This window comes from Marinobacter salexigens, assembly GCF_002806945.1.
Classification (GTDB): domain Bacteria; phylum Pseudomonadota; class Gammaproteobacteria; order Pseudomonadales; family Oleiphilaceae; genus Marinobacter; species Marinobacter salexigens.
On record NZ_NIHC01000004.1, the window covers coordinates 252,715 to 277,061 of the forward strand.

General features: G+C 52.5%; 19 protein-coding genes. 12 read left to right on the forward strand and 7 right to left on the reverse strand.

What is annotated here, in order from left to right:
• Nucleotides 1–27 precede the first annotated feature (27 nt).
• Entirely contained in the window at nt 28–1,521 is a 1,494-nt protein-coding gene (gene putP, locus CDH47_RS09095) for a sodium/proline symporter PutP (RefSeq protein ID WP_100639568.1), read from the forward strand.
• A 134-nt stretch (nt 1,522–1,655) separates the two neighbouring features.
• Nucleotides 1,656–2,648, forward strand: coding sequence for a zinc-dependent alcohol dehydrogenase family protein (locus CDH47_RS09100; RefSeq protein WP_100639569.1), 993 nt, complete (start codon nt 1,656–1,658; stop codon nt 2,646–2,648).
• Nucleotides 2,649–2,743: 95 nt separating this feature from the next.
• Here the strand turns inward: CDH47_RS09100 and CDH47_RS09105 are convergent, their stop codons facing one another.
• Nucleotides 2,744–5,338 (reverse strand): bifunctional aconitate hydratase 2/2-methylisocitrate dehydratase, encoded by a 2,595-nt coding sequence (locus tag CDH47_RS09105; protein WP_100639776.1) that lies wholly within the window; start codon nt 5,336–5,338, stop codon nt 2,744–2,746.
• Nucleotides 5,339–5,530: 192 nt separating this feature from the next.
• Between CDH47_RS09105 and CDH47_RS09110 the strand changes: the two genes are divergently transcribed.
• Nucleotides 5,531–6,157, forward strand: coding sequence for a MiaE family protein (locus CDH47_RS09110; protein WP_193601626.1), 627 nt, complete (start codon nt 5,531–5,533; stop codon nt 6,155–6,157).
• Between the two features lie 4 nt (nt 6,158–6,161).
• Here CDH47_RS09110 and CDH47_RS09115 read toward each other — a convergent pair whose 3' ends face one another.
• Nucleotides 6,162–7,046: a LysR family transcriptional regulator gene (locus CDH47_RS09115; RefSeq protein ID WP_100639570.1), complete on the reverse strand. Its 885-nt coding sequence runs from the start codon at nt 7,044–7,046 to the stop codon at nt 6,162–6,164.
• A 144-nt stretch (nt 7,047–7,190) separates the two neighbouring features.
• On the opposite strand from CDH47_RS09115, the gene CDH47_RS09120 reads away from it, so the two are divergent.
• On the forward strand, nt 7,191–7,961 hold the full coding sequence (locus CDH47_RS09120) for a ferredoxin--NADP reductase (RefSeq protein WP_100639571.1): 771 nt from the start codon (nt 7,191–7,193) through the stop codon (nt 7,959–7,961).
• Between the two features lie 141 nt (nt 7,962–8,102).
• On the opposite strand, the gene CDH47_RS09125 is transcribed toward CDH47_RS09120, so the two are convergent.
• The 4 genes from CDH47_RS09125 to CDH47_RS09140 are packed head-to-tail and all read right to left on the reverse strand — an operon-like array spanning nt 8,103 to nt 13,481.
• Nucleotides 8,103–9,524 (reverse strand): NAD-dependent succinate-semialdehyde dehydrogenase, encoded by a 1,422-nt coding sequence (locus CDH47_RS09125; protein ID WP_100639572.1) that lies wholly within the window; start codon nt 9,522–9,524, stop codon nt 8,103–8,105.
• 23 nt (nt 9,525–9,547) lie between these two features.
• Entirely contained in the window at nt 9,548–11,326 is a 1,779-nt protein-coding gene (locus tag CDH47_RS09130) for an acyl-CoA dehydrogenase family protein (RefSeq protein ID WP_100639573.1), read from the reverse strand.
• An 11-nt stretch (nt 11,327–11,337) separates the two neighbouring features.
• Nucleotides 11,338–12,087: an acetoacetyl-CoA reductase gene (gene phbB / locus CDH47_RS09135; RefSeq protein WP_100639574.1), complete on the reverse strand. Its 750-nt coding sequence runs from the start codon at nt 12,085–12,087 to the stop codon at nt 11,338–11,340.
• Between the two features lie 26 nt (nt 12,088–12,113).
• A complete protein-coding gene (locus CDH47_RS09140; RefSeq protein WP_100639575.1) occupies nt 12,114–13,481 on the reverse strand; it encodes a malonyl-CoA decarboxylase in 1,368 nt (455 codons plus the stop codon).
• Nucleotides 13,482–13,630: 149 nt separating this feature from the next.
• Here CDH47_RS09140 and CDH47_RS09145 point away from each other — a divergent pair, with 149 nt between their 5' ends.
• From CDH47_RS09145 to CDH47_RS09160, 4 genes are all read left to right on the forward strand, one after another.
• Entirely contained in the window at nt 13,631–14,062 is a 432-nt protein-coding gene (locus CDH47_RS09145) for a MaoC family dehydratase (RefSeq protein ID WP_100639576.1), read from the forward strand.
• A gap of 14 nt (nt 14,063–14,076) precedes the next feature.
• Nucleotides 14,077–14,622: an isochorismatase family protein gene (locus CDH47_RS09150; RefSeq protein ID WP_100639577.1), complete on the forward strand. Its 546-nt coding sequence runs from the start codon at nt 14,077–14,079 to the stop codon at nt 14,620–14,622.
• Nucleotides 14,623–14,725: 103 nt separating this feature from the next.
• Complete coding sequence (locus CDH47_RS09155; protein WP_100639578.1) at nt 14,726–16,252, forward strand: PAS domain-containing sensor histidine kinase; 1,527 nt, start codon at nt 14,726–14,728, stop codon at nt 16,250–16,252.
• Nucleotides 16,253–16,258: 6 nt separating this feature from the next.
• Nucleotides 16,259–16,897 (forward strand): response regulator transcription factor, encoded by a 639-nt coding sequence (locus CDH47_RS09160; RefSeq protein ID WP_100639579.1) that lies wholly within the window; start codon nt 16,259–16,261, stop codon nt 16,895–16,897.
• 18 nt (nt 16,898–16,915) lie between these two features.
• Here CDH47_RS09160 and CDH47_RS09165 read toward each other — a convergent pair whose 3' ends face one another.
• On the reverse strand, nt 16,916–17,341 hold the full coding sequence (locus tag CDH47_RS09165) for an acyl-CoA thioesterase (RefSeq protein WP_100639580.1): 426 nt from the start codon (nt 17,339–17,341) through the stop codon (nt 16,916–16,918).
• A 252-nt stretch (nt 17,342–17,593) separates the two neighbouring features.
• Between CDH47_RS09165 and CDH47_RS09170 the strand changes: the two genes are divergently transcribed.
• The 4 genes from CDH47_RS09170 (at nt 17,594) to CDH47_RS09185 (ending at nt 24,343) form a co-directional block, all read left to right on the forward strand.
• On the forward strand, nt 17,594–19,936 hold the full coding sequence (locus CDH47_RS09170; protein ID WP_100639581.1) for a molybdopterin-dependent oxidoreductase: 2,343 nt from the start codon (nt 17,594–17,596) through the stop codon (nt 19,934–19,936).
• Nucleotides 19,937–20,134: 198 nt separating this feature from the next.
• A complete protein-coding gene (locus CDH47_RS09175) occupies nt 20,135–21,538 on the forward strand; it encodes a hypothetical protein (RefSeq protein WP_100639582.1) in 1,404 nt (467 codons plus the stop codon).
• Between the two features lie 48 nt (nt 21,539–21,586).
• Nucleotides 21,587–23,212, forward strand: a complete 1,626-nt coding sequence (locus tag CDH47_RS09180; protein WP_100639583.1) for an AMP-binding protein — start codon at nt 21,587–21,589, stop codon at nt 23,210–23,212.
• 186 nt (nt 23,213–23,398) lie between these two features.
• The gene (locus tag CDH47_RS09185; protein ID WP_100639778.1) at nt 23,399–24,343 is read left to right on the forward strand and encodes a hypothetical protein; all 945 of its coding nucleotides are present in this window, start codon (nt 23,399–23,401) and stop codon (nt 24,341–24,343) included.
• Nucleotides 24,344–24,347: the final 4 nt, after the last annotated feature.

The window sequence follows — 24,347 nt, forward strand, 5'->3', positions numbered from 1 at the left end:
ATCCGCTCATTAAACCGGAGGAGCCCCATGGCTATTGGTGTTTGGATTAGTCTAATTGGTTACTTTGCGCTCATGATCGCCATTGGCCTTTATGCGATGCGCACGTCTACGTCTTCATCCGAAGATTATATGCTTGGTGGCAGGGGGCTGAGCCCAAAGGTAGCTGCCTTGTCTGCCGGCGCTTCCGATATGAGCGGGTGGTTGCTTCTGGGCCTACCGGGGGCTATGTATGTATCGGGACTGGCTTCGGCCTGGATCGGTATCGGTCTGTTTGTGGGTGCGTTTATAAACTGGGTTCTCGTTGCTCCCAGGTTGCGCGCGCAAACTGTTCATTACGGTAACGCACTGACTATTCCAGCTTTCCTGGCTAACCGCTTTCCTACGCAGGCATTACCGCTGCGTACCGTGTCTGCAATCGTCATTGTTGTATTCTTCTCGGTATACACGGCTTCAGGCCTGGTAGCGGGCGGCAAGCTATTTGAAAGCGCCTTTGCCGGTATTTTCAACTTCGGTGGCCTGAGCGACTATGGTGTAGGTATTGTTATCACGCTAGGCGTTGTACTGGCTTACACCGTTGTGGGCGGGTTCCTGGCCGTGAGCATGACTGACTTTGTTCAGGGGTGCATCATGATGGTAGCGCTTGTTCTGATGCCAGCGGTTGTGCTGTTTGGCGAAGGCGGTGGTGGTTTTGCGCAAGCGACACAAACGTTGAATGAAGTAGACCCAACTCTGCTTTCCTGGACGGACGGCCTGACAATTATAGGGTGGCTCTCAGCTGTAACCTGGGGTCTGGGTTATTTCGGTCAACCCCACATCATCGTGCGTTTTATGGCGATCCGCTCGGTGAAAGAGGTTCCGGTTGCCCGCAATATCGGTATGTCCTGGATGGGTATTTCCCTGATTGGTGCAATTGGCTTGGGTATTTTCGGGCGGGCTTATGCCGTGAGAAACAACCTGCCGATTGAAGATCCGGAAACCATCTTCATTATTCTGGCAGATTTGCTGTTCCATCCGTTGATTACCGGCTTCCTGTATGCGGCTTTGTTGGCGGCAGTAATGAGTACCATCTCCAGTCAGCTGCTGGTTGCGTCTTCTTCCCTGACCGAGGACTTCTATCGTCTGTTCCTGCGCAAGGAAGCTGGCGACAAGGAGTGCGTTAATGTGGGCCGTGTCTGTGTTGTTATGGTTGGTCTGGTTGCGGCGGTTATCGCCTCGGATCCCGATTCACAGGTTCTCGGCTTGGTCAGTAACGCTTGGGCTGGGTTTGGCTCGGCATTTGGTCCACTGATCATTCTCGGCTTGATGTGGTCGCGCACCAATGGTGCGGGTGCATTGGCAGGTTTGATTGCAGGTGCCGGCACCGCATTGATCTGGGTATCCCTCGGTTGGAACTCGGAGTTCATGGGTGGCCCGGGTGTTTACGAAATAATGCCAGGTTTTGTAGCGTCCTTCATTGCTATCGTCGTGGTGAGCCTTGCTACCTCCGATGCTAATGAGTACCAAGCGGTTGATCATAGTTAATCGCTAACGTGCAAAATGTTTGAAAGACAGAAAAGGGCTCCTGCGGGAGCCTTTTTTTGTATGTTCCTGGTTCTGGCCGGTACGATACTGATTCGCCTTATGATTTATTAATTCGGGACAGGGGGAAAAATACAATGAAAGCCATGGTGATTGAGGAGTTCGGTGGCCCTGAGGTTTTTGTGGAGCGAGAGGTGAAGACTCCGGAACCCGCGGCGGGGCAAGTGCGGATTAAAGTCGTGGCGTCCAGCGTCAACCCAATTGAAGCCAAAATTCGTTCGGGATTGGTAAAGGCTGGGCCTGATATGCCCGCTATTCTGAACGGTGATGTGGCAGGCATTGTGGACAAGGTCGGGCCCGGGGTTACCGATTTTGCTCCGGGAGATGAGGTGTTCGGGTGCCCGGGCGGCACCAAAGGCTGGCAAGGTGCACTGGCAGATTTTATGGTCGCCGATGCCCGTATGCTGGCCAAACGCACACCGTCTATGGGTTTGTCACTGGAGGATTGTGCAGCCCTCCCTCTGGTTTTTCTTACAGCCTGGGCGGCTTTGGTAGAGCGGGCCAACATTCAAGCCGGCGAGCATGTTTTGATTCATGCGGGTACGGGTGGTGTTGGTCATGTTGCTATTCAGATAGCGAAGCATCTGGGTGCCCGTGTGGCCACCACGGTGTCGACCCCTGAAAAAGCAGAGTTGGCAAAGCAGCTAGGGGCCGACGATGTTATTTTTTACCGTGACGAGTCGGTTGATGCCTATAAGCAGCGACTGACCAACGGGCAAGGCTTCAGCCTGGTATTTGATACCGTAGGGCAAGAGAATCTGGATCTGGCCATTGAGGCAACAGCCATTTCAGGGCGGCTCTGCTCCATCAATACCCGCTCTACCCATGACCTTAGTCTGCTGCATGCCAAAGGTCTGACTCTGCATGTGATTTTTCGCGCAATCCCGCTGCTCCACGGTGTCGGTATGGATGACCAGCCGCGATTGGTCTCGGCCATGAGCGAGATGCTGGAAAAGGGAGCCGTGCGGCCATTACTGGATAATAAACGCTACCCGTTTGTTCAGGTTGCCGAGGCTCATCGCCGCCTTGAGTCCGGTCTTGCAGTGGGCAAAATCCTGTTGCTGAGATAACACCAAAGCACCATCAAGTGGGACTTACGGCCATAAAAAAAACGCCAACCCTAAGGTTGGCGTTTTTCGTGGAGCTAAACCTTCAATCTCAGTGCTTAAGCGACTGTCGCTTCAGCAGCCTTCTTGGTGTAGTTCTCCATCTGATCAAAGTTCAGATACTTGTAGATCTCAGCAGACATGCTGTCCAGATCCTTGGCGTATTCCATGTACTCCTCAGGAGTTGGAAGCTTGCCCAGAATCGCACCCACAGCAGCCAGTTCCGCAGAGGTCAGGTACACGTTGGCACCATCACCCAAACGGTTCGGGAAGTTACGGGTAGAGGTAGACAGAACGGTAGACTTGGGAGCTACACGCGCCTGGTTACCCATGCACAGGGAACAGCCCGGCATCTCGGTGCGAACACCGGCGGTACCGTAGATGTTGAAGTAACCTTCTTCCATCAACTGCGCCTGATCCATCTTGGTAGGTGGAGACATCCACAGACGGGTGTTGAGACCGCCTTTGTGCTGCTCAAGCAGTTTACCAGCGGCACGGAAGTGGCCGATGTTGGTCATGCAAGAGCCGATGAACACTTCGTCTACCTTGTCGCCAGCCACTTCAGACAGGAATCGGGCGTCGTCAGGATCATTCGGGCAGCACACGATTGGCTCTTTGATGTCTGCCAGATCGATTTCAATCACGTGGGCGTACTCGGCGTCTTTGTCGGCACGCATCAGCTTCGGATCAGCCAGCCATGCTTCCATCTGCTGGGCACGGCGCTCCAGAGTACGGGCATCGCCGTAACCTTCGGCAATCATCCAGCGCAGCATGGTGATGTTAGAGCTCAGGTACTCAGCAACCGAATCTTCCGACAGGTTGATGGTGCAACCGGCAGCAGAGCGCTCGGCAGATGCGTCTGACAGTTCGAATGCCTGCTCAACAGTCAGTTGCTCGAGGCCTTCAATCTCAAGGATGCGACCAGAGAATTCGTTGATTTTTCCTTTCTTTTCTACGGTCAGAAGACCCTGCTTGATGCCGTACAGCGGAATGGCGTGTACCAGATCGCGCAGGGTGATGCCTGGCTGCATTTCGCCTTTGAAGCGAACCAGAACAGATTCAGGCATATCCAGTGGCATAACACCGGTAGCCGCAGCAAACGCAACCAGACCAGAACCGGCCGGGAAGGAGATGCCCATCGGGAAACGGGTGTGAGAGTCACCACCAGTACCAACAGTGTCGGGCAGCAGCATGCGGTTCAACCAGGAGTGGATGATACCGTCGCCTGGGCGCAGGGATACACCACCGCGGTTGCGGATAAAGTCTGGCATGGTGTGCTGCATTTCAACGTCAACCGGCTTTGGGTAAGCCGCAGTGTGACAGAAAGACTGCATAACCAGATCAGCCTGGAAGCCCAGGCAAGCCAGATCCTTCAGTTCATCCCGGGTCATAGGGCCAGTGGTGTCCTGAGAACCCACAGTTGTCATGTGAGGCTCACAGTAGGTACCGGGGCGAACGCCTTGGCCTTCTTCCAGCCCGCATGCCTTACCAACCATCTTCTGACCCAGGGTGAAGCCCTTGGTGCCAGCAGCAGGATCGTTTGGCAGACGGAACAGATCCGTTGCGCCCAGATTCAGAGCAGTGCGGGCCTTGGCAGTCAAACCACGGCCGATGATCAGAGGAATACGGCCGCCAGCCTGAACTTCGTCCAGGATAACGTCAGACTTGAATTCAAACTCAGAGATGGTCTCTCCGGCTTCGTTCAGAATCTTGCCTTCGTATGGGCGGATTTCGATTACGTCACCCATGTTCATGTTGTCTACAGGTGCTTCGAATACCAAAGCGCCGGCATCTTCCATGGTGTTGAAGAAGATTGGAGCAACCTTGCTACCGATACACACACCGCCGGCACGCTTGTTTGGTACGCCCGGGATATCGTCACCGAAGAACCAAAGTACAGAGTTGGTGGCAGATTTACGTGAAGAGCCGGTACCAACTACGTCGCCAACAAAAGCAACAGGTAAGCCTTTTGCCTTGATTTCGTCAATTTGGCTCATTGGGCCAGTTACGCCAGGCTCTTCCGGGTTCAGACCATCGCGTTCCATTTTATAGGCAGCGCGGGCGTGCAGCGGAATGTCAGGGCGTGACCATGCATCGGGTGCAGGAGAAAGATCATCAGTGTTGGTTTCGCCGGTAACCTTGAAAACCACCATCTTGGTGCTTTCAGGAACCTTGTCTTTCTTGGTGAACCACTCAGCATTGGCCCAGGACTCAACAACAGACTTGGCCACGGCATTGCCGGCGTCCATCTTGTCTTTAACGTCGTTGAATGCGTCGAACATCAGCAGAGTGTGCTTCAGCTGTTCGCCAGCCAGTTCTGCCAGGTCGCTGTCGTCGAGCAGATCTACCAGAGTTTCAATGTTGTAGCCGCCTTGCATCATACCCAGCAGTTGAACGGCTTTAGGCTTGTCCAGCAGGGGGGATTGTGCGTCGCCCTTAACAATGGCGGTCAGGAACGCAGCTTTAACATATGCAGCTTCATCTACGCCTGGTGGGATGCGGTTCTCGAGCAGGTCAACCAGAGTTTCCTCTTCGCCTGCAGGTGGGTTCTTCAGCAACTCAACCAGCGCTGCAGTTTGCTCAGCGTTCAGTGGCTTTGGGGGAATATTCAGAGCCGCACGTTCTGCAACGTGTTCGCGATAGGCTTCTAACACTATTTGTACCCTCATCAGTTGGTGTGTCCCGCGCCTTTAGCACACGCCTGGCGGGAGTTTTATGGCGGATGGACTTTAAGTTGGCGCTGTATTCTATAGGAAACCCCCTATAAAGTTAAGCTGGCCAGTGGTCGGAGAACGCTGATAGCTGCGCTATAATGCCCCATCCTTTGAATTGACCTGTTGCCTGACATGAACCAAAAATCAGATTCCATAGACCAAGCCTTGCAAGAGATTCACGACTTTCTACCCTGCGCAACGCCCAAGCAGTGGATTGATAATGCGTTAGCTAATCAGGACTTGATGCTTATTGATCACGCTCACTGCGAGAAAAAAGCAGCATCGACTGCGCTAAGCCTGATGTACCGCTATGTAGACAACAGCGATCTGCTCAACAAAATGTCCCGATTGGCCAGGGAAGAGTTGCGCCATTTCGAGCAGGTGTTGGCCATAATTGATAAGCGCAACATCACATATTGCCACCTTACCCCGGCCCGTTATGCGGCTGGGCTGCGAAAAGAAGTACGTACCGATGATCCGGGTCGGCTGGTCGATGTGATGGTTGTGGGCGCGATCATTGAAGCCCGCTCGTGCGAACGGTTTGCTGCCGTGGTGCCCTATCTGGATAAAGAGCTGGCGGGCTTTTACAGCAGCCTTCTAAAGTCGGAAGCACGTCATTATCGAGACTACCTGGCGCTGGCGGTTCAGGCTAATCAGGGGCCGGTTGATGATCGGGTCGCCGATTTTCTAACTATTGAAAAGCAACTGATCCTCGAGCCAGACAGTGAATTCCGTTTCCACAGTGGGCCTGTAGTCTGAGCGCTCAGGTTAGCGCTCGGCACAGGTCAATCCAGGCATCGATTCCCGCACTGCGGTACTTCTGTTTGTGCAAAATGAAGTAAAACTGGCGCTCAAAGCTTCGGTTCCTCGGTACTTTCAGCGGAACCAGGCTGCCTCGTTTGAACGCATCCTCCAGAACCACCTCCGACAGGCACCCTATGCCCAGGTCGGCTTCCACCGCGCGCTTGATGGCTTCGGTGTGTTCCAGTTCCAGCAGCACGTTAATTTCGGGCAGCAAGCCGTGCATACCGCGTTCAAAACTTTGCCGGGTTCCAGACCCTTGCTCTCTCATTATCCAGGTGGCATCCCGAAGATCCTCGTCTGTCAGAGAGCCTTTTTTGGCGAGCGGGTGTGTAGGTGAGCAAAACACAACCAGTTGGTCCCCGCGCCAGGGAATAACTTCAAGCTCTGAAGATTGCAGTTCGCCTTCAATGAGCCCGATATCCAGCTCGTAATCCTTGACTCTGCGCACGATGGTGCTGGTATTTGCCACTTCCAGCGACACACGGGGCCGTGTAGGGGTATTCATGTATTGGGCCATTACGCCTACGGCCAGATAGTTCCCTATAGTAAGTGTGGCACCAACTTTGAGAGCACCTATTTCAGAATTTTTGCTGAAAGCCTGTTCCAGCTCCGTTGCCTGAGCGAGAACAGCTTCCACCTTGGGGCGGTAGAGGCGCCCGAGCTCATTCAGTTGCAGACGTTTGCCAACGCGGTCGAACAGCTGGATGTCGAACTGGTTTTCCAGTTCCTTGAGCGCGCTGCTCGCAGCAGATTGAGACATCGCCAGTGATTCTGCGGCACGGGTAATGTTCTGAAAATGTGCAGCCGCCAGGAAGACTTCAAGTTGCCTGAAACTGTATTTCATAACAGAAGGTTCTTAATCGATGTAGTCGAATAGGGTTATGGGAATATCCCGTTTCATCGATAGGTTAGCGTTGGAGTAAACTTTAGGCAATCCATATTTGCAACATTCGCTGTAGATAGCGATCCAGGTAGGCAAGAGGTTTCAATGAGCAATCTTATAAAAGAAACAGTCACCAGCGTACATCACTGGAACGATACCCTGTTTAGCTTCAAAACCAGTCGTGACCCTGGTTTTCGCTTCAAGAATGGTCATTTTGTGATGATTGGATTGGAGTCTGAAGGCAAGCCTTTAATGCGAGCCTACAGTATTGCCAGCGCAAACTATGAAGAAGAGCTGGAGTTCTTCTCCATCAAGGTTCAGGACGGTCCGCTGACATCCCGCCTGCAGAAAATTCAGGTGGGTGATGAGATTCTGGTAAGTCGTAAGCCCACAGGAACCCTGATTCTGGATAACCTGCTACCCGGGAAGAACCTTTGGCTGATCAGTACCGGCACCGGGCTGGCGCCGTTCATGAGCATTATCAAGGATCCTGAGGTTTACGAAGCTTTTGACAAGGTTATCCTGACTCATGGGGTGCGCTATGTGTCTGAGCTTGCCTATCAGCATGAGATTGAAGAGTTACCGGAAAACGAGTTCTTCGGCGAGATGGTTAAAGGCAAACTTGAATACTACCCAACGGTTACCCGTGAGCCTTTCCGCAACGAGGGCCGGCTTACCCGTGCCATGCAGAGCGGCAAGATAACCCGTGAGTTCGGCTTGCCCGACTTAAATCCGGAAGATGATCGGTTCATGATCTGCGGTAGCCCAAGCATGCTTAAAGACACCTGTGCAATTCTTGATAGCATGGGGTTCAAGGAGGCACGGGGTGGCGATATGGGCCATTATGTGATTGAGCGGGCATTTGTTGAGAAGTAGGGAGAAGACTCGGTAGGTAGATTTTCGGTGGCAGCTAAGTGTGTTCATCTCCTTCGAGCTGCCAGGTTGGGGCTAAAGCCTCTCCTGGCAGTTTCCAGAAGAGGCCTGCCTTTGTGCTGGTCACCTAATTACAGCTTTTTATCAGACGGCGAAACCGCCCAGCTTGGTTTCCAGATATTCGTTAATGCCCTCTTGGGCACCTTCTCGACCAAGACCACTATTCTTCATTCCGCCAAAGGGAGCTGCCGCGCTGGTCGGGTTGATGTCGTTAATGCCAACAATGCCGAAGTCCAGAGCTTCAAAGGCACGAATGGATGTCGTTAAGTTGTTGCTGTAAATGTAAGCGGCCAATCCGAACTCGGTATCGTTGGCCATGGCAATCACATCATCTTCTGACCGATAGGTGATCACAGGAGCGACCGGTCCAAAGGTTTCTTCCCGGTAGATTTTCATGGCCGGCGTTATGCCGGAGATTACGGTTGGTGCATAAAAGTAACCGTTTGAAAGGCCGTTTTCTATCAAACGCTGGCCGCCTGTTTCCACCTTTGCGCCCTGAGCAATCGCGTCTTGAACCTGGCTATCGACCTTCTGGATGGCCTGCTCATTGATCAGCGGGCCTATACCAACGCCTTCAGACATGCCATTGCCTGCTACCAGACGGTTCGCCCGACTGGTTAGTTCCGCAATAAACGGCTGCAAATGGTCTTCGTGCACAAATATACGGTTGGGGCTAATGCAGGCCTGGCCTGTATTGAGAAACTTTACCAGCGACAGCCCTTTCGCTGCGTGCACGGGATCAGCATCGGGGAACACAATGGCGGGTGCATGGCCGCCAAGCTCCATTGACACTCGTTTCATGTTAGCGGCCGCCAGCCCGTTCAGCTTTTTGCCGACGGGGGTGGAGCCTGTAAAGGTCAGTTTGCGAACTCTTGAGTCTGTACAAAATGCATCGCCGACCCGGGATGGGTCCTGCACGGTGAGCATATTGACAACACCGGCCGGAAACCCTGCTTCGGCAAAGATCTCCATCATGGCTTTGGCACATAAAGGTGTGCTTTCAGCAGGTTTGAGGATTACGGTGCAGCCGGCAGCCAATGCCGGGGCCAGTTTGCGGGTAATCATTGAGATAGGGTAGTTCCAGGGTGTTATTGCGCCAACCACACCGACCGGGGATTTCTGGACAAGAAAGCGCTGATTTTCACGGGCCGAGGGGATGCTTTGCCCGTATACACGCTTGGCTTCTTCAGCAAACCACAGCAGAAAATCTGCGCCGTACTGTACCTCATTGAGAGATGCTTTCAGGGGCTTTCCCTGTTCGCGAGTCATCAATTCAGCCAATTCACGCTTCTGCCGAATCATCAATTCCCAAGCTCGGTAAAGCAGCTGAGAGCGGTAATAAGCAGTGGTCTTCTTCCATTCTTTGAATGCGCAATCTGCGGCCGAGATGGCCGCCTCAATGTCCTGGTCCGTGCAGCTCGCCACGTGCCCGATGATCTCACCCGTTGCCGGGTTGGTCACCGAGAGCTCTGGGCGCCCGGTTAACCACTCTCCGTTAATGTACATGAGGCTTTACCTCCTGACTGAAATTAAAACTCTGTCTCTGGCAGTGCCATTATGGCGTCGTCGCCGGATCGAATCGCGCTCAGGTGCGCGGAACAGCGCGGCAAAATATAATCAATGAAAAAGTTGGTTGTCGCCAGCTTGTTAGCCGCAAAAGCACCCTGGTCAGCATGACTGCGTGCGGCTACCGTTGCAGCTTTTAGCATCAACCAACCCGCGGTCACCGTGGAACCAAGCATAAGGTAGTCGAATGCCACGGCGCCAGTAAACCGATCGTCATCTGCACGCTCCAAAATCACGCTGGTGGCATCTTCAAGGAACGCCAGTGCCTGGTCAAATTTAGCTTGGCGCTCGGCTGTCAGTACGGACTTGCTTTGCAATGGGCCTGTGAGCGACCGGATGTCTTCAATCAGTTCAGCCATAGCCCGGCCCTGATCCCGGACAGTTTTCCGGCCAATCAAGTCCAGTGCCTGAATGCCATTAGTGCCTTCATAAATCGGCAGAATCCGGGCGTCACGATAGTGCTGTGCAGCACCGGTCTCTTCGATAAACCCCATGCCGCCATAGCACTGGATACCCAGTGAGGTAACTTCCTGAGCGATTTCTGTGCACCAGCCCTTAACCAGGGGTGTCAACAAATCGACTCGGCGCTTGTAGCGTGCCCTGACGTCGTCTGGCAGGTTTTCAGCATTGGCATAATCAACGGCTACACAGCCAGTATACGCAAGCCCACGGGCCGCTTCGGTCAGGGTTTTCATGATCATCAGCATTCGGCGTACGTCCGGATGCTTGATAATCGGTGACACGCCTTGTTCGCCCGGAGCCGTTCCCTGAGTGCGCTCCAGGGTATAATCCCGGGCCTGCTGATACGCCCGTTCAGAAATAGAAACGCCCTGTAAGCCGACAGTCAGGCGGGCATTATTCATCATGGTGAACATGCAGGCTAAACCACGGTTTTCCTCGCCCACGAGATAACCGATGGCGCCTTCATTGTCGCCATAGCTCATCACGCAGGTGGGGCTGGCGTGGATGCCGAGCTTGTGTTCCAGCGAAACCGCCTGGCAGTCGTTTCTTTCTCCGGGTTCTCCGGAAGCATCCGGGAGATATTTGGGTACGGCAAACAGTGAGATGCCTTTCACCCCGGGAGGGGCGTCCGGCAAACGAGCGAGCACAAGGTGGACAATGTTCTCCGCCATGTCGTGCTCACCCCAGGTGATGAAGATCTTTTGACCCTTTATCCGGTAGGCATCGCCATCCGGGCGAGCCTGGGTGCGAATGCTTGACAAATCCGACCCGGACTGTGGCTCGGTAAGGTTCATGGTTCCGGTCCAATGCCCGGAAATCATTTTCGGCAGCAACTGCTGTTTCAGAATGTCACTGCCATTCTCTGACAGAGCTTCAACTGCGCCCTGAGATAACAGCGGGCAGAGTCCCCACGCCATGTTTGCGGCATGCCACATTTCCTGAACAGGAATAGCCAGTGAGAATGGCAGGCCCTGGCCGCCAAACTCCGGGTCAAACTGCAGGCTGGCCCAGCCACTCTCGGCATACTGCTGGTACGCGTCGCGGAAGCCGTCAGGCGTGACTACCGCGTGGTCTGAATCCAGGCGCACACCGGTTTGGTCTCCTGTGATGTTGGTTGGTGCGATGACGGAACCAGCAAAGCGCGCGGCTTCTTCCAAAATAGCTGCGACAACATCCTCGGAAGCGTCTTCATAGCCGCAGGCGTTGGCCATTTCTGAAAATCCTGCGACGTTCTGCAGGGTGAACGCCATCTCGCGGGTGGGTGCTCTGAACGCTGTCATGATTTACTCCCTTAGCTCATGTACTGGCCGCCGTTGACCGACATGTTAGTGCCGGTCACGAAGCTTGCTTCATCAGCTGTCAGATAGACAACCGCTCTGGCGATGTCTTCAGGGTTGCCAAGGTGGCCAACAGGAATGCCTGCCACAATGTTATTCAGTATTTTTTCAGGTACCTGGCGAACCATTGGGGTGTCGATGTAACCGGGGGAAACCGAGTTGGCCGTTACGCCTTTGCGGGCGCCCTCCTGAGCAATGGATTTGGTGAAGCCATAGATGCCTGCTTTGGTAGCGGCATAGTTGCTCTGGCCGAACTGACCTTTTTCGCCGTTCAGGGACGAAATATTAACGATGCGGCCAAAACCGCGCTCACACATGTTTTCGAACACTTGCTGACACATGTTAAACATGGAAGTGAGGTTGACGTTGATGACCTGGTTCCACTGCTCCGGCCGCATCCGCTTAAGGGGTGCGTCGTTGGTGATACCGGCGTTGTTGACCAGGATGTCGATAGGGCCCAGATCTTTCTCCACAGCGGCCGCAAATGCTTTACAGGCTTCAAAGTCGGTCACGTCCAGCGGATAGATCGCGACGTCTACACCCTCCTCACGCAGCTTGGCCTGCCAGTCTTTTGCTTGTGCTGTGAACTCTTCACCGGGCAGGTGAGTGCCTACCACTTTACGACCCTGAGCTGCCAGCGCTTTGCACATGGCGGTACCCAGACCACCAGCGGCTCCGGTAACAACTGCGATACGATTTGTCATGGTGTTCTCCTTACGTTTACGGGTGATTATCTCAAGAGTTTCTTGATGTTCGATGACTGGGAAATGATTCCCTGGGATGTGTACTGGTTACTGCGATGAACAATTTTTGGAAGTTCATACAAATAATTCACCATCAGCCCGGCGGATTGCTTGAGGCCTTTGTCTGAGGTGTCTGCCATCCAGTTGAGTCGCGCAACCTGAGCGCCATTGCTCAAATGGAAGTTGGCTACAGGATCGTTTGCACGCGACGTGCCGGGCTTGGTGGAGCTTACATAGGTTGCTGCCAGTTTCATGATGGCATCTTGCTGGCTTCCTGTGGCGTCCCCCTGACTTGCCTTCACTGGATCACGGGGCGGTGGGGTGCTAAGCCACTGCTCGCCTCCGGGTAAGTGCATGAGTTGGTCGGCGGGGGTGTTTTCCAGCCAGCGGCGGAACCCTGGAATGGGCGACAACGTTGCAAACTGCTTTAGCTGGGGGAACTCAACCTGTAATTTGCTGACCACCTGCTTGATCAGGAAGTTGCCGAAGCTGATTCCAGCCAAACCTTGTTGGGCGTTGGAAATCGAGTAGAAAATAGCGGTGTCGGCTTTATCAATATCTTCAGTTGGCGCGTGTTCGTCAAGAAGCCTTTGAACGTTGTCGGCGAGGCCATTCACCAGAGCTACTTCCACAAAGATCAGTGGCTCATCAGGCATGTTGGGGTGAATAAACGCGAAGCAACGACGGTCGAAGTCCAGCCGGTTCTTCAGGTCACTCCAGCTTTTGATGGCGTGTACGGCTTCATAGGCAATCAGCTTTTCGAGCATGGCACCGCTAGAGTTCCAACTGATTTCTTCCAGTTGTAGTAAGCCAACGTCGAACCAGGTAGACAGCAGATCACGAAGGTCGCTTTCGAGTGGTTTCAGTTGGGGGTAGTCGTTGCGCAGGCGCAGTAATTCTTCCCGCATATCTACCAGAAATTTCACCCCGGAAGGTACGCCGTTGAACTGTTTCAAAAGCGCCCTGCGGCTGGGTATCAGCGCTTTGCGTAAAGCTTGGGCAGCCTCGGTTTTTTCATTGGGCTTGGCATTGTGCCATTGATCGATAGCACTCTCGACGGAGGCTTCGTTAACACCATAATGCTCCGCAAGCAGGCCCAGAAAACGGGTTCTTCCGGTCGGCGATAGCTTGAGATACGCACGGCCCAGCATGGCTGCCCGCTTGCGTGCTTCCACCTGACCTCCACTCTCGGAAAGACAGTCGTCTATCCACTCCCTTACGGTTGCAATGTCAGATTCCGGGAGGTCTTCCGCAATGTTCATTATGTCTGAACCACGGCGGCCTACGGATTCCAGTCCGCCGGGAACCAACTTCTTGAAGGCTCTTTCAAAAATGCTTACGGGTTGCCTCTGCATAACCGCGACTCCCTCTGTACAAAGCGGTGTTGTCTTTAGTGGTGAGCAAAGGCTACCAGAGCATTTTAAAAAAACCAAGTAAAAGTACTTGGTTTGATGGATGTAAACCAGTAGTGTAGTAGGTGAATGGATCAACAAGAGGAAATGAAATGCAGGAACTACACGGTTATTACCTGGAAGATTTGGAAGTGGGAATGGAGGCTTTTTACGCCAAGACAATTACAGAAGCAGATGTGGTTTTGTTTGCCGGCATCAGTGGTGATGACAACCCGGTTCATATTAATTCCGAGTACGCAAAGACCACGCCGTTTAAAGAGCGAATCGTTCACGGCATGTTCAGTGCGGCGTTGATTTCTGCCGTACTGGGCACCCGCATGCCTGGTCCGGGAGCTATCTACATAGATCAGCAGCTCAAGTTCAAAGCACCGGTTCACATTGGTGACACAGTGGTTGCATCTGCCAAAGTGATCGAGATTAATGAAGAGCGCCGCCGGGTGAGGCTGGAAACCATCTGCAAGGTGGGTGATAAGGTGGTTGCGGAAGGTATAGCGACCAACATGGTTGATCGCCGGCCGGCGTAAGTCTGGAGACTGTTATGTTAATGGATCAAGAGAAGTCAATCGTTGCTGTTATTGATGTTCAGGCTCGCCTGTTGCCCGGTGTGCATAACAACCAGAAGCTTGTGAGTAATTGCAACTGGCTTGTTCGCCTCGCTAGGCTGATGAACGTGCCGGTGGTTGGGTCAGAACAATATCCGGATGGCTTGGGTCATACCGAAGAGGGTCTGCAAGAATTGGTAGGGCCGGACAATATTTACGGCAAGGATTTTTTTTCGTGCATTGACGACCCGGGTTTCGAAAAGGCCTTTCAGGCATACGATCGTAAACAGGCCATTCTGTGCGGAATGGAGTCTCAAGCGTGTGTGATGCAATCCGCGATCAGGTTGCTCGAGAGCGGCATGGACGTGTTTGTGGTGGCAGATGCCATTTCCGCTCGTGACCCTTACGACACTGAAGTGGCGTTGCGCCGGATGGAGCAAGCCGGAGCCAGAATTGTCACAAAAGAAATGGTCGGGTTCGAGTGGATACGACGATCTGATGCGGCTCAATTCAAGGCTTTCAGTAAAGAGTTTCTGCGCTAGTAAGTTGTGGGGGCCCTTGATAGCCTGCCTATGGCCAAGGGCCCTGTAGACCATTCAGAATGGAGGCTGACAAGACCACACGAGCTCCGAGAGCCTGTTATCTATGAAAAACCGTACTCCGGAAGAGGGGCTTACCGCCCTAACCGACGACGCTGAACGCAACCGTCTGTTGGCAGAAATGGCCGAGCAGTCCACTGATATGATCTCCCGACACACACCGGAGGATTGGCGGTTTATATATGCGTCCCCGGCGGTCACGCACCTGTTGGGCTATACGGTTGAGGAGATTGTCGGTATATCAGCGTACGATCTTTACCATCCTGACGATGTTGAAGACTTTCGGTTGCGCGCACCTACGGTGAATTACGACCGGGGCTTGTATACCCATACCTATCGCTTTCGCTGTAAAGACGGACACTACACCTGGCTGGAAAGCACAAGCCGAACTATTCGCGATCCGGAATCCAATGATATTCGGGAAATACTGGTGGTGTCTCGAGATGCAACTCACAGAATCATGGCAGATAAGGCCAGCCGTCGTTTGGCGCGAGTTCTGGAGAGCACTCAGGATCTGGTCATATTTGCCAATCTGGACTTTACCGTTTCCCACTTGAACGAGGCTGCCCGAAAAGCTCTTGAAGTGGAGTGCGTGGATTACAGCTCTTTTCCTCTATCCTGGCTTTTGACCGAAAGGGGGCTTGCGACTTTGATGGAGGATGGGTTTCCTGCCGCAAAAGAAACAGGGTATTGGCGCGGCGAATTGACCATGCAGAGTCTGAAAGCGTCCCGCATACCGGTCATGCTCGAACTCTTGGCTCACCGTTCCTTGCATGGGGACATCGAGTATTTCTCTCTGGTTGCCCATGATCTCACGGAAAAAAAGGCTGCCGAAGAGCAACTCAAGCAATACCAAGGCGAAATTGACCATGCAAGCCGGTTGGTAACCATGGGAGAGCTGGCGTCGAGTCTGGCCCATGAGTTGAACCAACCGCTATCAGCCATGGTGAATTATCTCCGGGGCATTGAGCGACGTTTTGCGGACAAACCCACGCTCTCATGGAGCGACGTGGAACTGCCGATAACCAGAAGTATCCGGACAGCGTTGAGAGCGGGTGAAATTATCCATCGGATGATGGATTTCACCAGAAAGCAGGAACCAGTCATAACTTCGCTCAATTTACCGGATTTGATCGGTGAGATGATCGACTTCTGTGAGAATATGGCCGAAAGGCACAATGTGCACGTAGCTTTTGAGCCTGACCCAGATTTGCCTGCAGTCAGAGGGGACCAGGTGCAGCTGGAGCAAGTGGTGTTGAACCTGATCGTCAATGCTATTGAAGCGAGCGCGAGCGCTTCGCCAGGCCATAAAGACTCTGCCATTGTGCGAATCAATGTCGTGCCTCATGAAAGTCGGCAGTTACGAGTAGAGGTTGAAGATCAGGGCCGGGGTATCTCTGAGGTAGATATGCCCCGCCTTTTTGATAGATTTTTCTCCACCAAGGAGACCGGCCTTGGAATGGGGCTAGCCATCAGCCGTTCATTGGTAGAGAATCTTGGAGGCGAACTCTGGGCAGAAAACCTTGTTGCTGGCGGTGCTCGTTTTTCATTTACTCTCAATATTACTGACTGAACTTTCATGACAATCAAAGACAACGCACAAACAGTTTTCGTTATTGATGACGACATGGACGTAAGAGACTCGTTGAAGTGGCTGCTTGAGTCTGTAGGCCTCAACGTTCAAACCTACGAGAATGCGCTGGCCTTCTTTGAAGCGTTTGATACAAGCGCAAGTGGTTGTATCATCATGGATGTGAGAATGCCGGGGCTGAGCGGCATTAATGCTCAAAAAAGGCTGTCAGAATACAATATTGAGCTGCCGGTGATCATGATTTCGGCCCACGGCAATGTGGATATGGCGGTGACGGCCCTGACCCAGGGCGCCGTCACATTTATCGAAAAGCCGTTTGATGATCAGTTGTTGATCGACCATGTACACAGTGCTTTGGAAAGAGACCGGGATCGATTTGCCCAACGCTGCTCACAGTCTCGCATACGAGACTGTTATGATCGTTTGACTCGACGAGAACGCCAGGTTCTGGAGTTGATCGTCAAGGGTTTGTCCAATCAGGAAGCGGCGGACGAGCTCGGCATCAACAGGAAAACAGTTGAAGGTCATCGGGCAAATATGACAGCAAAAATGAAAGTGGATTCGTTTGCGGAACTGGTACAGGTGGCTATCGCACTTGGGTTGGTTCAGGGCATTGGGAAGTCATAAGTCCAGTTTTCTGGCGGTTCATAGTTGGGCGAGATTATGCCTGGCAGAGTCCGGTAACCTGGTTGGTCTTTGAGTGTTGTCGTCAACGCAAACAATTACTGTTTCCGCAGTCGCGCAACACACGCCATCTTGAAAAACCCCTTGATATAGCTGTATAGAGCTGTTGCCAACACGTGTGACGGCTGTTCCAATATCTACAGTTCCCGGCCAGCGAATTTCAGCGCGAAGCTGCAGGTTCAGATTGACGATTACGAAGGATGTGTCAGCAGAGGTGAGTGGCGCTTCTGAATCGTAGATCAGTTCAACCCGCCCCGTTTCAATAAACGTCGAAAATACAGCATTGTTCACATGGCCCTGTCGATCTGTGTCCGCGTAACGCAGTTTGTCATATGTACGATATGGAAACTGTTCCAGAGTCCAGTCTTTATTCACGTCAACTGCCATTACTGATTCTTCCTTCCTGCAGACTTGTTGATTCGGAGCATTGCGTACGGCAGTGAGTATGTCAAATTCGCTTTCCGTTCCCGCTTCTTCGTTCCGCCTTGAGTATGAATGCACCTTTCTTTTGTGTTTTTAAGTATACGCCCTCGAGAGGCAGGTATTAATAATTGATTTAATTTGTTGATACCGGGTACATATACCTGATTTTGGTCTATGCTGTTTGTTCCGAATGACAAAATCAAGAGGGCTCGACCTATGACATCTGAGCATGCGACAAAAGGAACGCTTACCAGTAGCCATTGGGGAACCTATCGAGTTCATGCAAGGAACGGAAGAGTTACCGCTCTAGAAGGATTCGAGAGGGATGACGATCCGTCCCCCATTGGACAAGGCATCGTTGATGTTCTTGGCGGGCCGATGCGTATCAAAAAACCTATGGTTCGGCGCGGGTGGCTGGAAAACGGTCCGGGAAATGTAGAAGGCGGCCGCGGAACCGATGAGTTCGTCGAAGTGTCATGGCCCAGGGCAATCAAGCTGGTGGTAGAAGAGTTAAGTCGTGTCCGCGGCCAGTATGGTAATCAGGCGATATATGGTGGCTCATACGGCTGGTCCAGCGCAGGGAGGTTTCACCATGCTCAGAGCCAGCTGAAGAGGTTTCTTAACTCGATTGGTGGGTACACCTCTTCGCTGAACACATACAGCTATGCAGCGGCTGAGGTCACTTTGCCGCATGTCCTTGGAGACTTCTATTCCATGGTAAATGGTGCCACCAGCTGGGACGTTATCAAGGATCATACGAGCCTGTTAGTAGCTTTTGGTGGGGTGCCCGCCAAGAATGGCCAGGTAACCAATGGGGGGGTTGGTCGCCATATACAGAAGCAAGGAATGCTGGATGCTGCTGCAAATGGGGTTAAGGTCGTTAATATAAGTCCCTTGCGTTCAGATGTGCTGGATGAAATGGATGCAGACTGGGTCGCTATCTACCCGGGCAGTGACGTGGCACTTCTGTTGGGCATTGCCCACACTCTCCATGCCGAGAACCTTGTAGACACCGAGTTTTTATCGACCTATACCGTGGGTTACGAGCGTTTTCAGCAGTATTTCCTCGGCGAGACCGACGGTGTTGCTAAAAATAGCGCCTGGGCCGAGCTCAAGACAGGTATACCCGCTGCCCGCATCCGGGAGTTGGCGCGGGATATGGCTCGCCAACGTACTTTGATTTCTGTGAGTTGGTCACTTACTCGCCAGGATAACGGTGAGCAACCCTACTGGGCGGCGATCGCGGTCGCTTCCATGCTGGGGCAGTTGGGCCTGCCTGGTGGTGGTATCGGCTTTGGCTACAGCGCCTTGAATGCTATCGGTGCTAACTATGAGGGTATTCCCGGTGCGTCTCTGCCCCAGGGCAAAAACCCGATAAAAAGCTTTATTCCCGTCGCCAGAGTTACAGATCTGCTGCTTCACCCTGGTAAGCGTTTTGACTACAACGGAGTGACTGGCATCTACCCGGAGATCAAGCTGGTTTACTGGGCTGGCGGGAACCCTTTTCATCACCACCAGGATCTCGTTCGCATGCGGAGCGCATGGCAGAGGCCCGACACCGTTATTGTTCATGAATGGTGTTGGAATGCCCAGGCAAAACATGCAGATATAGTGCTGCCTGCAGCAACCTTTTTGGAGCGCAATGATATCGCTTCATCCAGCAGGGACCCTTTCCTTGTGTATATGCAAAAAGCGGCTGAGCCTGTTGGGCAGAGTTTGACCGACTATGAGATTTTCAGCGAGTTAGCGGAAGAGCTGGGCGCAAAGGAAGCCTTCACAGAAGGTCGCGATGAAGAACAGTGGCTGCAAGTGATTTATGACGAAACCCGCATAAAGGCAGGTAAGAGTGGTATTGATTTACCAGACTTTGAGGATTTTAAAGCCAAAGGCTGGTTTGAAAACCCGGTTCCAAAAAAGCCCCGGATTTTGCTGAAAGATTTCCGCGAGAATCCTGTGGCGAATGCCCTTGGAACGCCAAGTGGAAAAATAGAGATTTTTTCTGAAACTGTTGCGGGCTTTGGCTATCAAGAATGCCCGGGCTTTCCATTCTGGAGTGACCCCAAGGAGTGGTTGGGGCAAGGCGCCTCTGCATATCCGTTGCACCTGATTTCCAATCAACCGAAAAATAAGCTGCATTCTCAGTTGGATCATGGCCCATATAGCCGAAAATCGAAGATAAATGGACGCGAACCCGTTGTTATTCACCCGGATGATGCAAAGCTCAGGAGCATTGTAGACGGAAGCTTGGTTCGCATCTTCAACGGGCGTGGCGCCTGTTTGTGCTCTGCCGTGGTGAGCGACGAAGTGCGTCCCAGAGTGTTGCAGCTGAGCACGGGATCCTGGTTTGATCCGCCACAGTCAGAGGCTGCAGAGGTATCGTGTCGGCACGGTAACCCGAATGTTCTTACCCGGGATGAAGGAACATCCCGCTTGGCTCAGGGACCGAGTGCATTGTCATGCCTCGTGGAAATTGAATTATTTAACGGCGAAGCATCGGATATGCCGATGGGCGCTTTTTCACCACCCGTAATTCATAGCGAGCCCGTTATGGGCTCATAGACCCTCTTCTTATTGGCTGCACAACACCTGTCCAGGGAAAAACATGGATTTACTATTAGAGAGCATCCGGAAATAAGCGCTTTGCCCGTTTAATCAAGTAAATACCCTTGATAGACCGGGTGTTTGTTATTAGTATGCAGGTTGGGATGGTTTCTTCCCTATGCATTTCTAAATTCAGTTGGATGGAGAACAACAACAATGTCCTTAAAAAAGAGATCAACTGGCGGAGAGCAACCGTCAGCGCTGGGTGCGCTAAACCTCCGTGTACCTTTTGTTCATTACAAAATAGAGATTCCGGATATTCTGCAAGGTGCGATTTTGTGTGTCGTTCCGCTGAGTATTACCGCACTGATGACATCTGTTCTTGGGATTCCATTTGAAATTGCGGTTGCTTTTGTCCTCCTTAACAACATTCTTTATCTGGTACACACGCACTTTGGAGATCCAACGGTTGCCGGTTGGATTACAGCTGGAATTCCCTTGTATGTAGCCTTCTTGTCGAGCTATCCAGAGGGGGATGCCAGAATACTGGCGTTAATTGCCTTACAGCTAACCGTCTCAGCTATTTTCCTTGGTCTCGGGGTGTTCAAGGGGGCAGATGCGTTGGTGCGGAAAATGCCTGCGTCACTGAAATCCGGCATTCTGATTGGTGCGGGCATTTCTGCAATTATGGGTGAGTTTGGCGCAGATGGCCGTGTATGGACGATGCCAATCACCATCTTGACCGGTGCTGTGCTGGGGTTTTTTATGTTGTTTTCGGAAACAGCAAGCCCACTTCGTGCTCGATACGGTTTCTTTCGCTTTGTAGCTCAATACGGCATAGCGGTACCTTTTCTGATCGCCTATGTTCTCGGCATTGTTATTGGAGAGGTTGATGCACCCGTCATCGAGTGGGGCTTCACCACCATTCCCTTGGGTACGATTGTACGAGAGTACAGTGTGTTTGGGCTGGGAATGCCGCCCCTACAGTACTTCCTTGATGCAATCCCGCTTGCGTTGGCGGCGTACATTATTGCCTTTGGCGACATCCTGGTTATGGACTCTTTGTTCAAGAATGCCGACGCTGTTCGCAAGGATGAAAAACTGATTTTCAGCCCGCGCCGCAACAGCATCATTGTGGGGATTCGTAACTTGGTGCATGGGATCATTGCCCCCTTCATCAGCTTGTCTGGCCCAGCCTGGACCGGTGGCCAAGCGTTGGTGATTAACCGCTACATGAATAACCCGCGTTCTGTGATGGACAGTTATTGGGGCGGTGCGACCAGTCTGTATTGGGGCATGACGATTGCTGTTGTGCTTGTGCCTGTGGTGACACTTTTCAAACCAGGCCTGAATATCGGTATGGCGCTGACGCTATTGATTCAGGGCTATCTGTGTGGGTACCTGGCAATCGAAATGCTGGATCGCCAGACCAACCTTGAGCGTGGCATCGCCGTTATTGTCGGCTCAGTGCTTGCTGTACAGGGTGCAGCTTGGGGTTTGGGGGTTGGTCTTGTGCTCTGGTTCTTCCTGGAGAAGAACTGGTTTGCGGATGCTTACGTTGCAACCCATCACCATCACGATGAAAAAACGGCGGACGATTCAGCAACCGATCAGCGTTAGTTGACGTCGGCAAAGCTTGTCTAAAAGAACAACTAAAGGTTTAACACAATGGAAAATATGTTTGAGCTTGGGCTCGATAAAACAGAGGCTAACCACACGCCTCTCACGCCGATTTCTTTTATTCAGAGAACCGCCTTGGCGCACCCGACCCGCACTGCGGTTATCCACGGCAGTATCCGTCGGACATGGGCAGAAACCTATCAGCGGTGTCTGAAGATGGCATCTGCCCTGCGCAAGCTTGGCGTGCGGAAAGGGGATACAGTGGCAGCACTGTTACCAAATATTCCGGAAATGTTGGAATTGCATTTTGCCGTGCCAATGATTGGAGCTGTTCTGAACGCCCAGAATACCCGGCTTGATTCCAAAACCATGACCTTCATGCTCAATCATGGTCGTGCAAAGGTGTTTTTTACTGATATCGAATACAGTGATCGGGCCCGCGAAGCTCTTAACGGTTGTGACGCCAAGCCGATAGTTATTGATGTTGATGATCCTAATTTCGCTGGTGGAGAATTGATCGGCAAGATGACCTACGAGGATTTGCTGGCCACAGGTGATGACGATTTCGCGTGGGATACGCCTGACGATGAGTGGCAGGCAATTGCTTTGAATTACACCTCGGGTACTACCGGAAACCCGAAAGGAGTGGTTTATCATCATCGTGGGGCGCACTTGAATGCCTTGAGCAATATCATTGGCTTTGGATTGCCATCAGGTGCGGTTTATCTCTGGACTCTGCCGATGTTTCATTGCAACGGTTGGTGTTATCCATGGGCGGTAACCGCTGTGGCAGGCACTCATGTGTGCCTGCGCTCTCCGCAACCGCAGCCAATATACGATGCCATTTCCGAACACGGAGTAACGCACCTTTGCGCGGCACCGGTTGTACTGAACATGCTTATCAACGCCCCCGAAGACGATAAAAAGCCATTCAGCCAGCATGTCACTGCCGCTACCGGTGGTGCGGCACCTCCCGCGGCAACGATCGCAGCTATGGAATCCATGGGGGTGAAAGTAGTGCATCTGTATGGTTTGACCGAAACCTATGGCCCCAGCCTGATCTGTGAGTTCCAGGATGAATGGCATTCCCTCGATGGCAAGGGCAAAGCTGCAAAAATGGCTCGCCAAGGGATACTGTCATTGTCCATGGCAGACATGATGGTGGCAGATCCTGTGACTCTGGAGCCAGTCGAGAAAAACGGTGAGGCTATCGGCGAGCTGTTTGTTCGAGGTAACTCGGTTATGAAGGGCTACCTGAACAACCCGGAGGAAACCAGCAAATCCTTTAGCGGAGGCTGGTTCCATACTGGAGATTTGGGGGTGTGGCACGCTGATGGTTACGTAGAAATAAAAGATCGTTCCAAAGATATCATAATTTCTGGAGGGGAGAATATTTCGACCCTTGAGGTGGAAAGTGCGCTCTACGATCACCCTGCGATATTGGAAGCAGCGGTTGTTGCAGCGCCTGATGATCACTGGGGTGAAATTCCCTGTGCGTTCATCACGTTGAAATCCGGTAATTATGACCTGACAGAAGCCGATATTGAAGCTTATTGCCGAGCAAACCTCGCCAGTTTTAAAGTACCCAAGAAAATAGTTTTTATGGATAATTTGCCGAAGACATCGACCGGAAAGTTGCAAAAGCATGTGCTGAGAAGTCAGCTTACGGAGTAAGAGAGTTTGTTTTAACCCAACGATTACATTTCCCCGGCTGATGCCGGGGTTTTTTATAGTGGTGCCTGGGTATGGGGGGAGGACTGGTGGAAGTGGGGAAAGGCAGTTGCTAGCAACGCTGTTATAGTAGATATGTTTTCTTCATACTGCTGGCGGGGTTTTCTGCCTTTTCCGGTGAGGGACAAGATGGTGTACAGGGCGCTCGGATTACTGAATCTAATGGTTATCGTGGTGCTTTCAGGTTGTAATTCCGAAAACAAAACTAAAGCCACAAGTGGCACTTTGGTTGATGAGGCTAACGCGGCTTCTGTGATGCTGGCTAGCGATATTTCTCTCGCGCTGAAGCCTGCCCAACTGGACTGGGTAGGCCAGAAAATATTTCAGAATGAGTGTGCTGGTCAGTATGAGTGCCTTGTTCACTGGAACGAATCGGAGGCCTTTCCCTCGCTGGGTATTGGGCATTTTATATGGTATCCGGAAGGCGTTAACGAGCGGTTTGTTGAGAGTTTTCCTGCGCTTTATGAGTATATGGAGCAGCGCCAGCGCGATATTCCAGAGTGGCTGCGTGAGCTTGAGCCTTTTGATGCTCCCTGGCCGGACCGGGAAACCTTTCTGAAGGTGGCTGATTCTCCTGAAATGTCGGAGTTGAGGGAGTTCCTGGCGGGCACTCAGGGTGTTCAAGCGGAATTTATCTTTCGCCGCGCGAAGGATTCTCTGGCGAAAATAATTGAAGCCGCGCCTGAGCCTCGTCAGGCCGATGTAAAAAGGCGTTTGCAGACGTTGAGCCAGACGCCGGGCGGCGTTTACGCGATTATGGATTATGTGAACTTCAAAGGTGAGGGCTTGTCTCCCGATGAGCGGTATAACGGTGAGGGCTGGGGGTTATTGCAAGTACTTCTGGCCATGCCCGCTGTAAGCGCATCGGTTGATTCAGATGCAGTTGACCCAGATAGCGCTGTGCCGGGCACTCTGGCTGAGTTTCGCAAGGCCGCGGGTGATGTGCTGGCGCGCCGGGCCCGGAATGCTGCCAATCCGGTTGAGCAGGATCGCTGGCTGGCAGGTTGGCTCAAGCGCCTGGATACCTATCGGGAGCCTATTGATATGTATTCAGTCCCGGGCGTATCCAACTGACAGG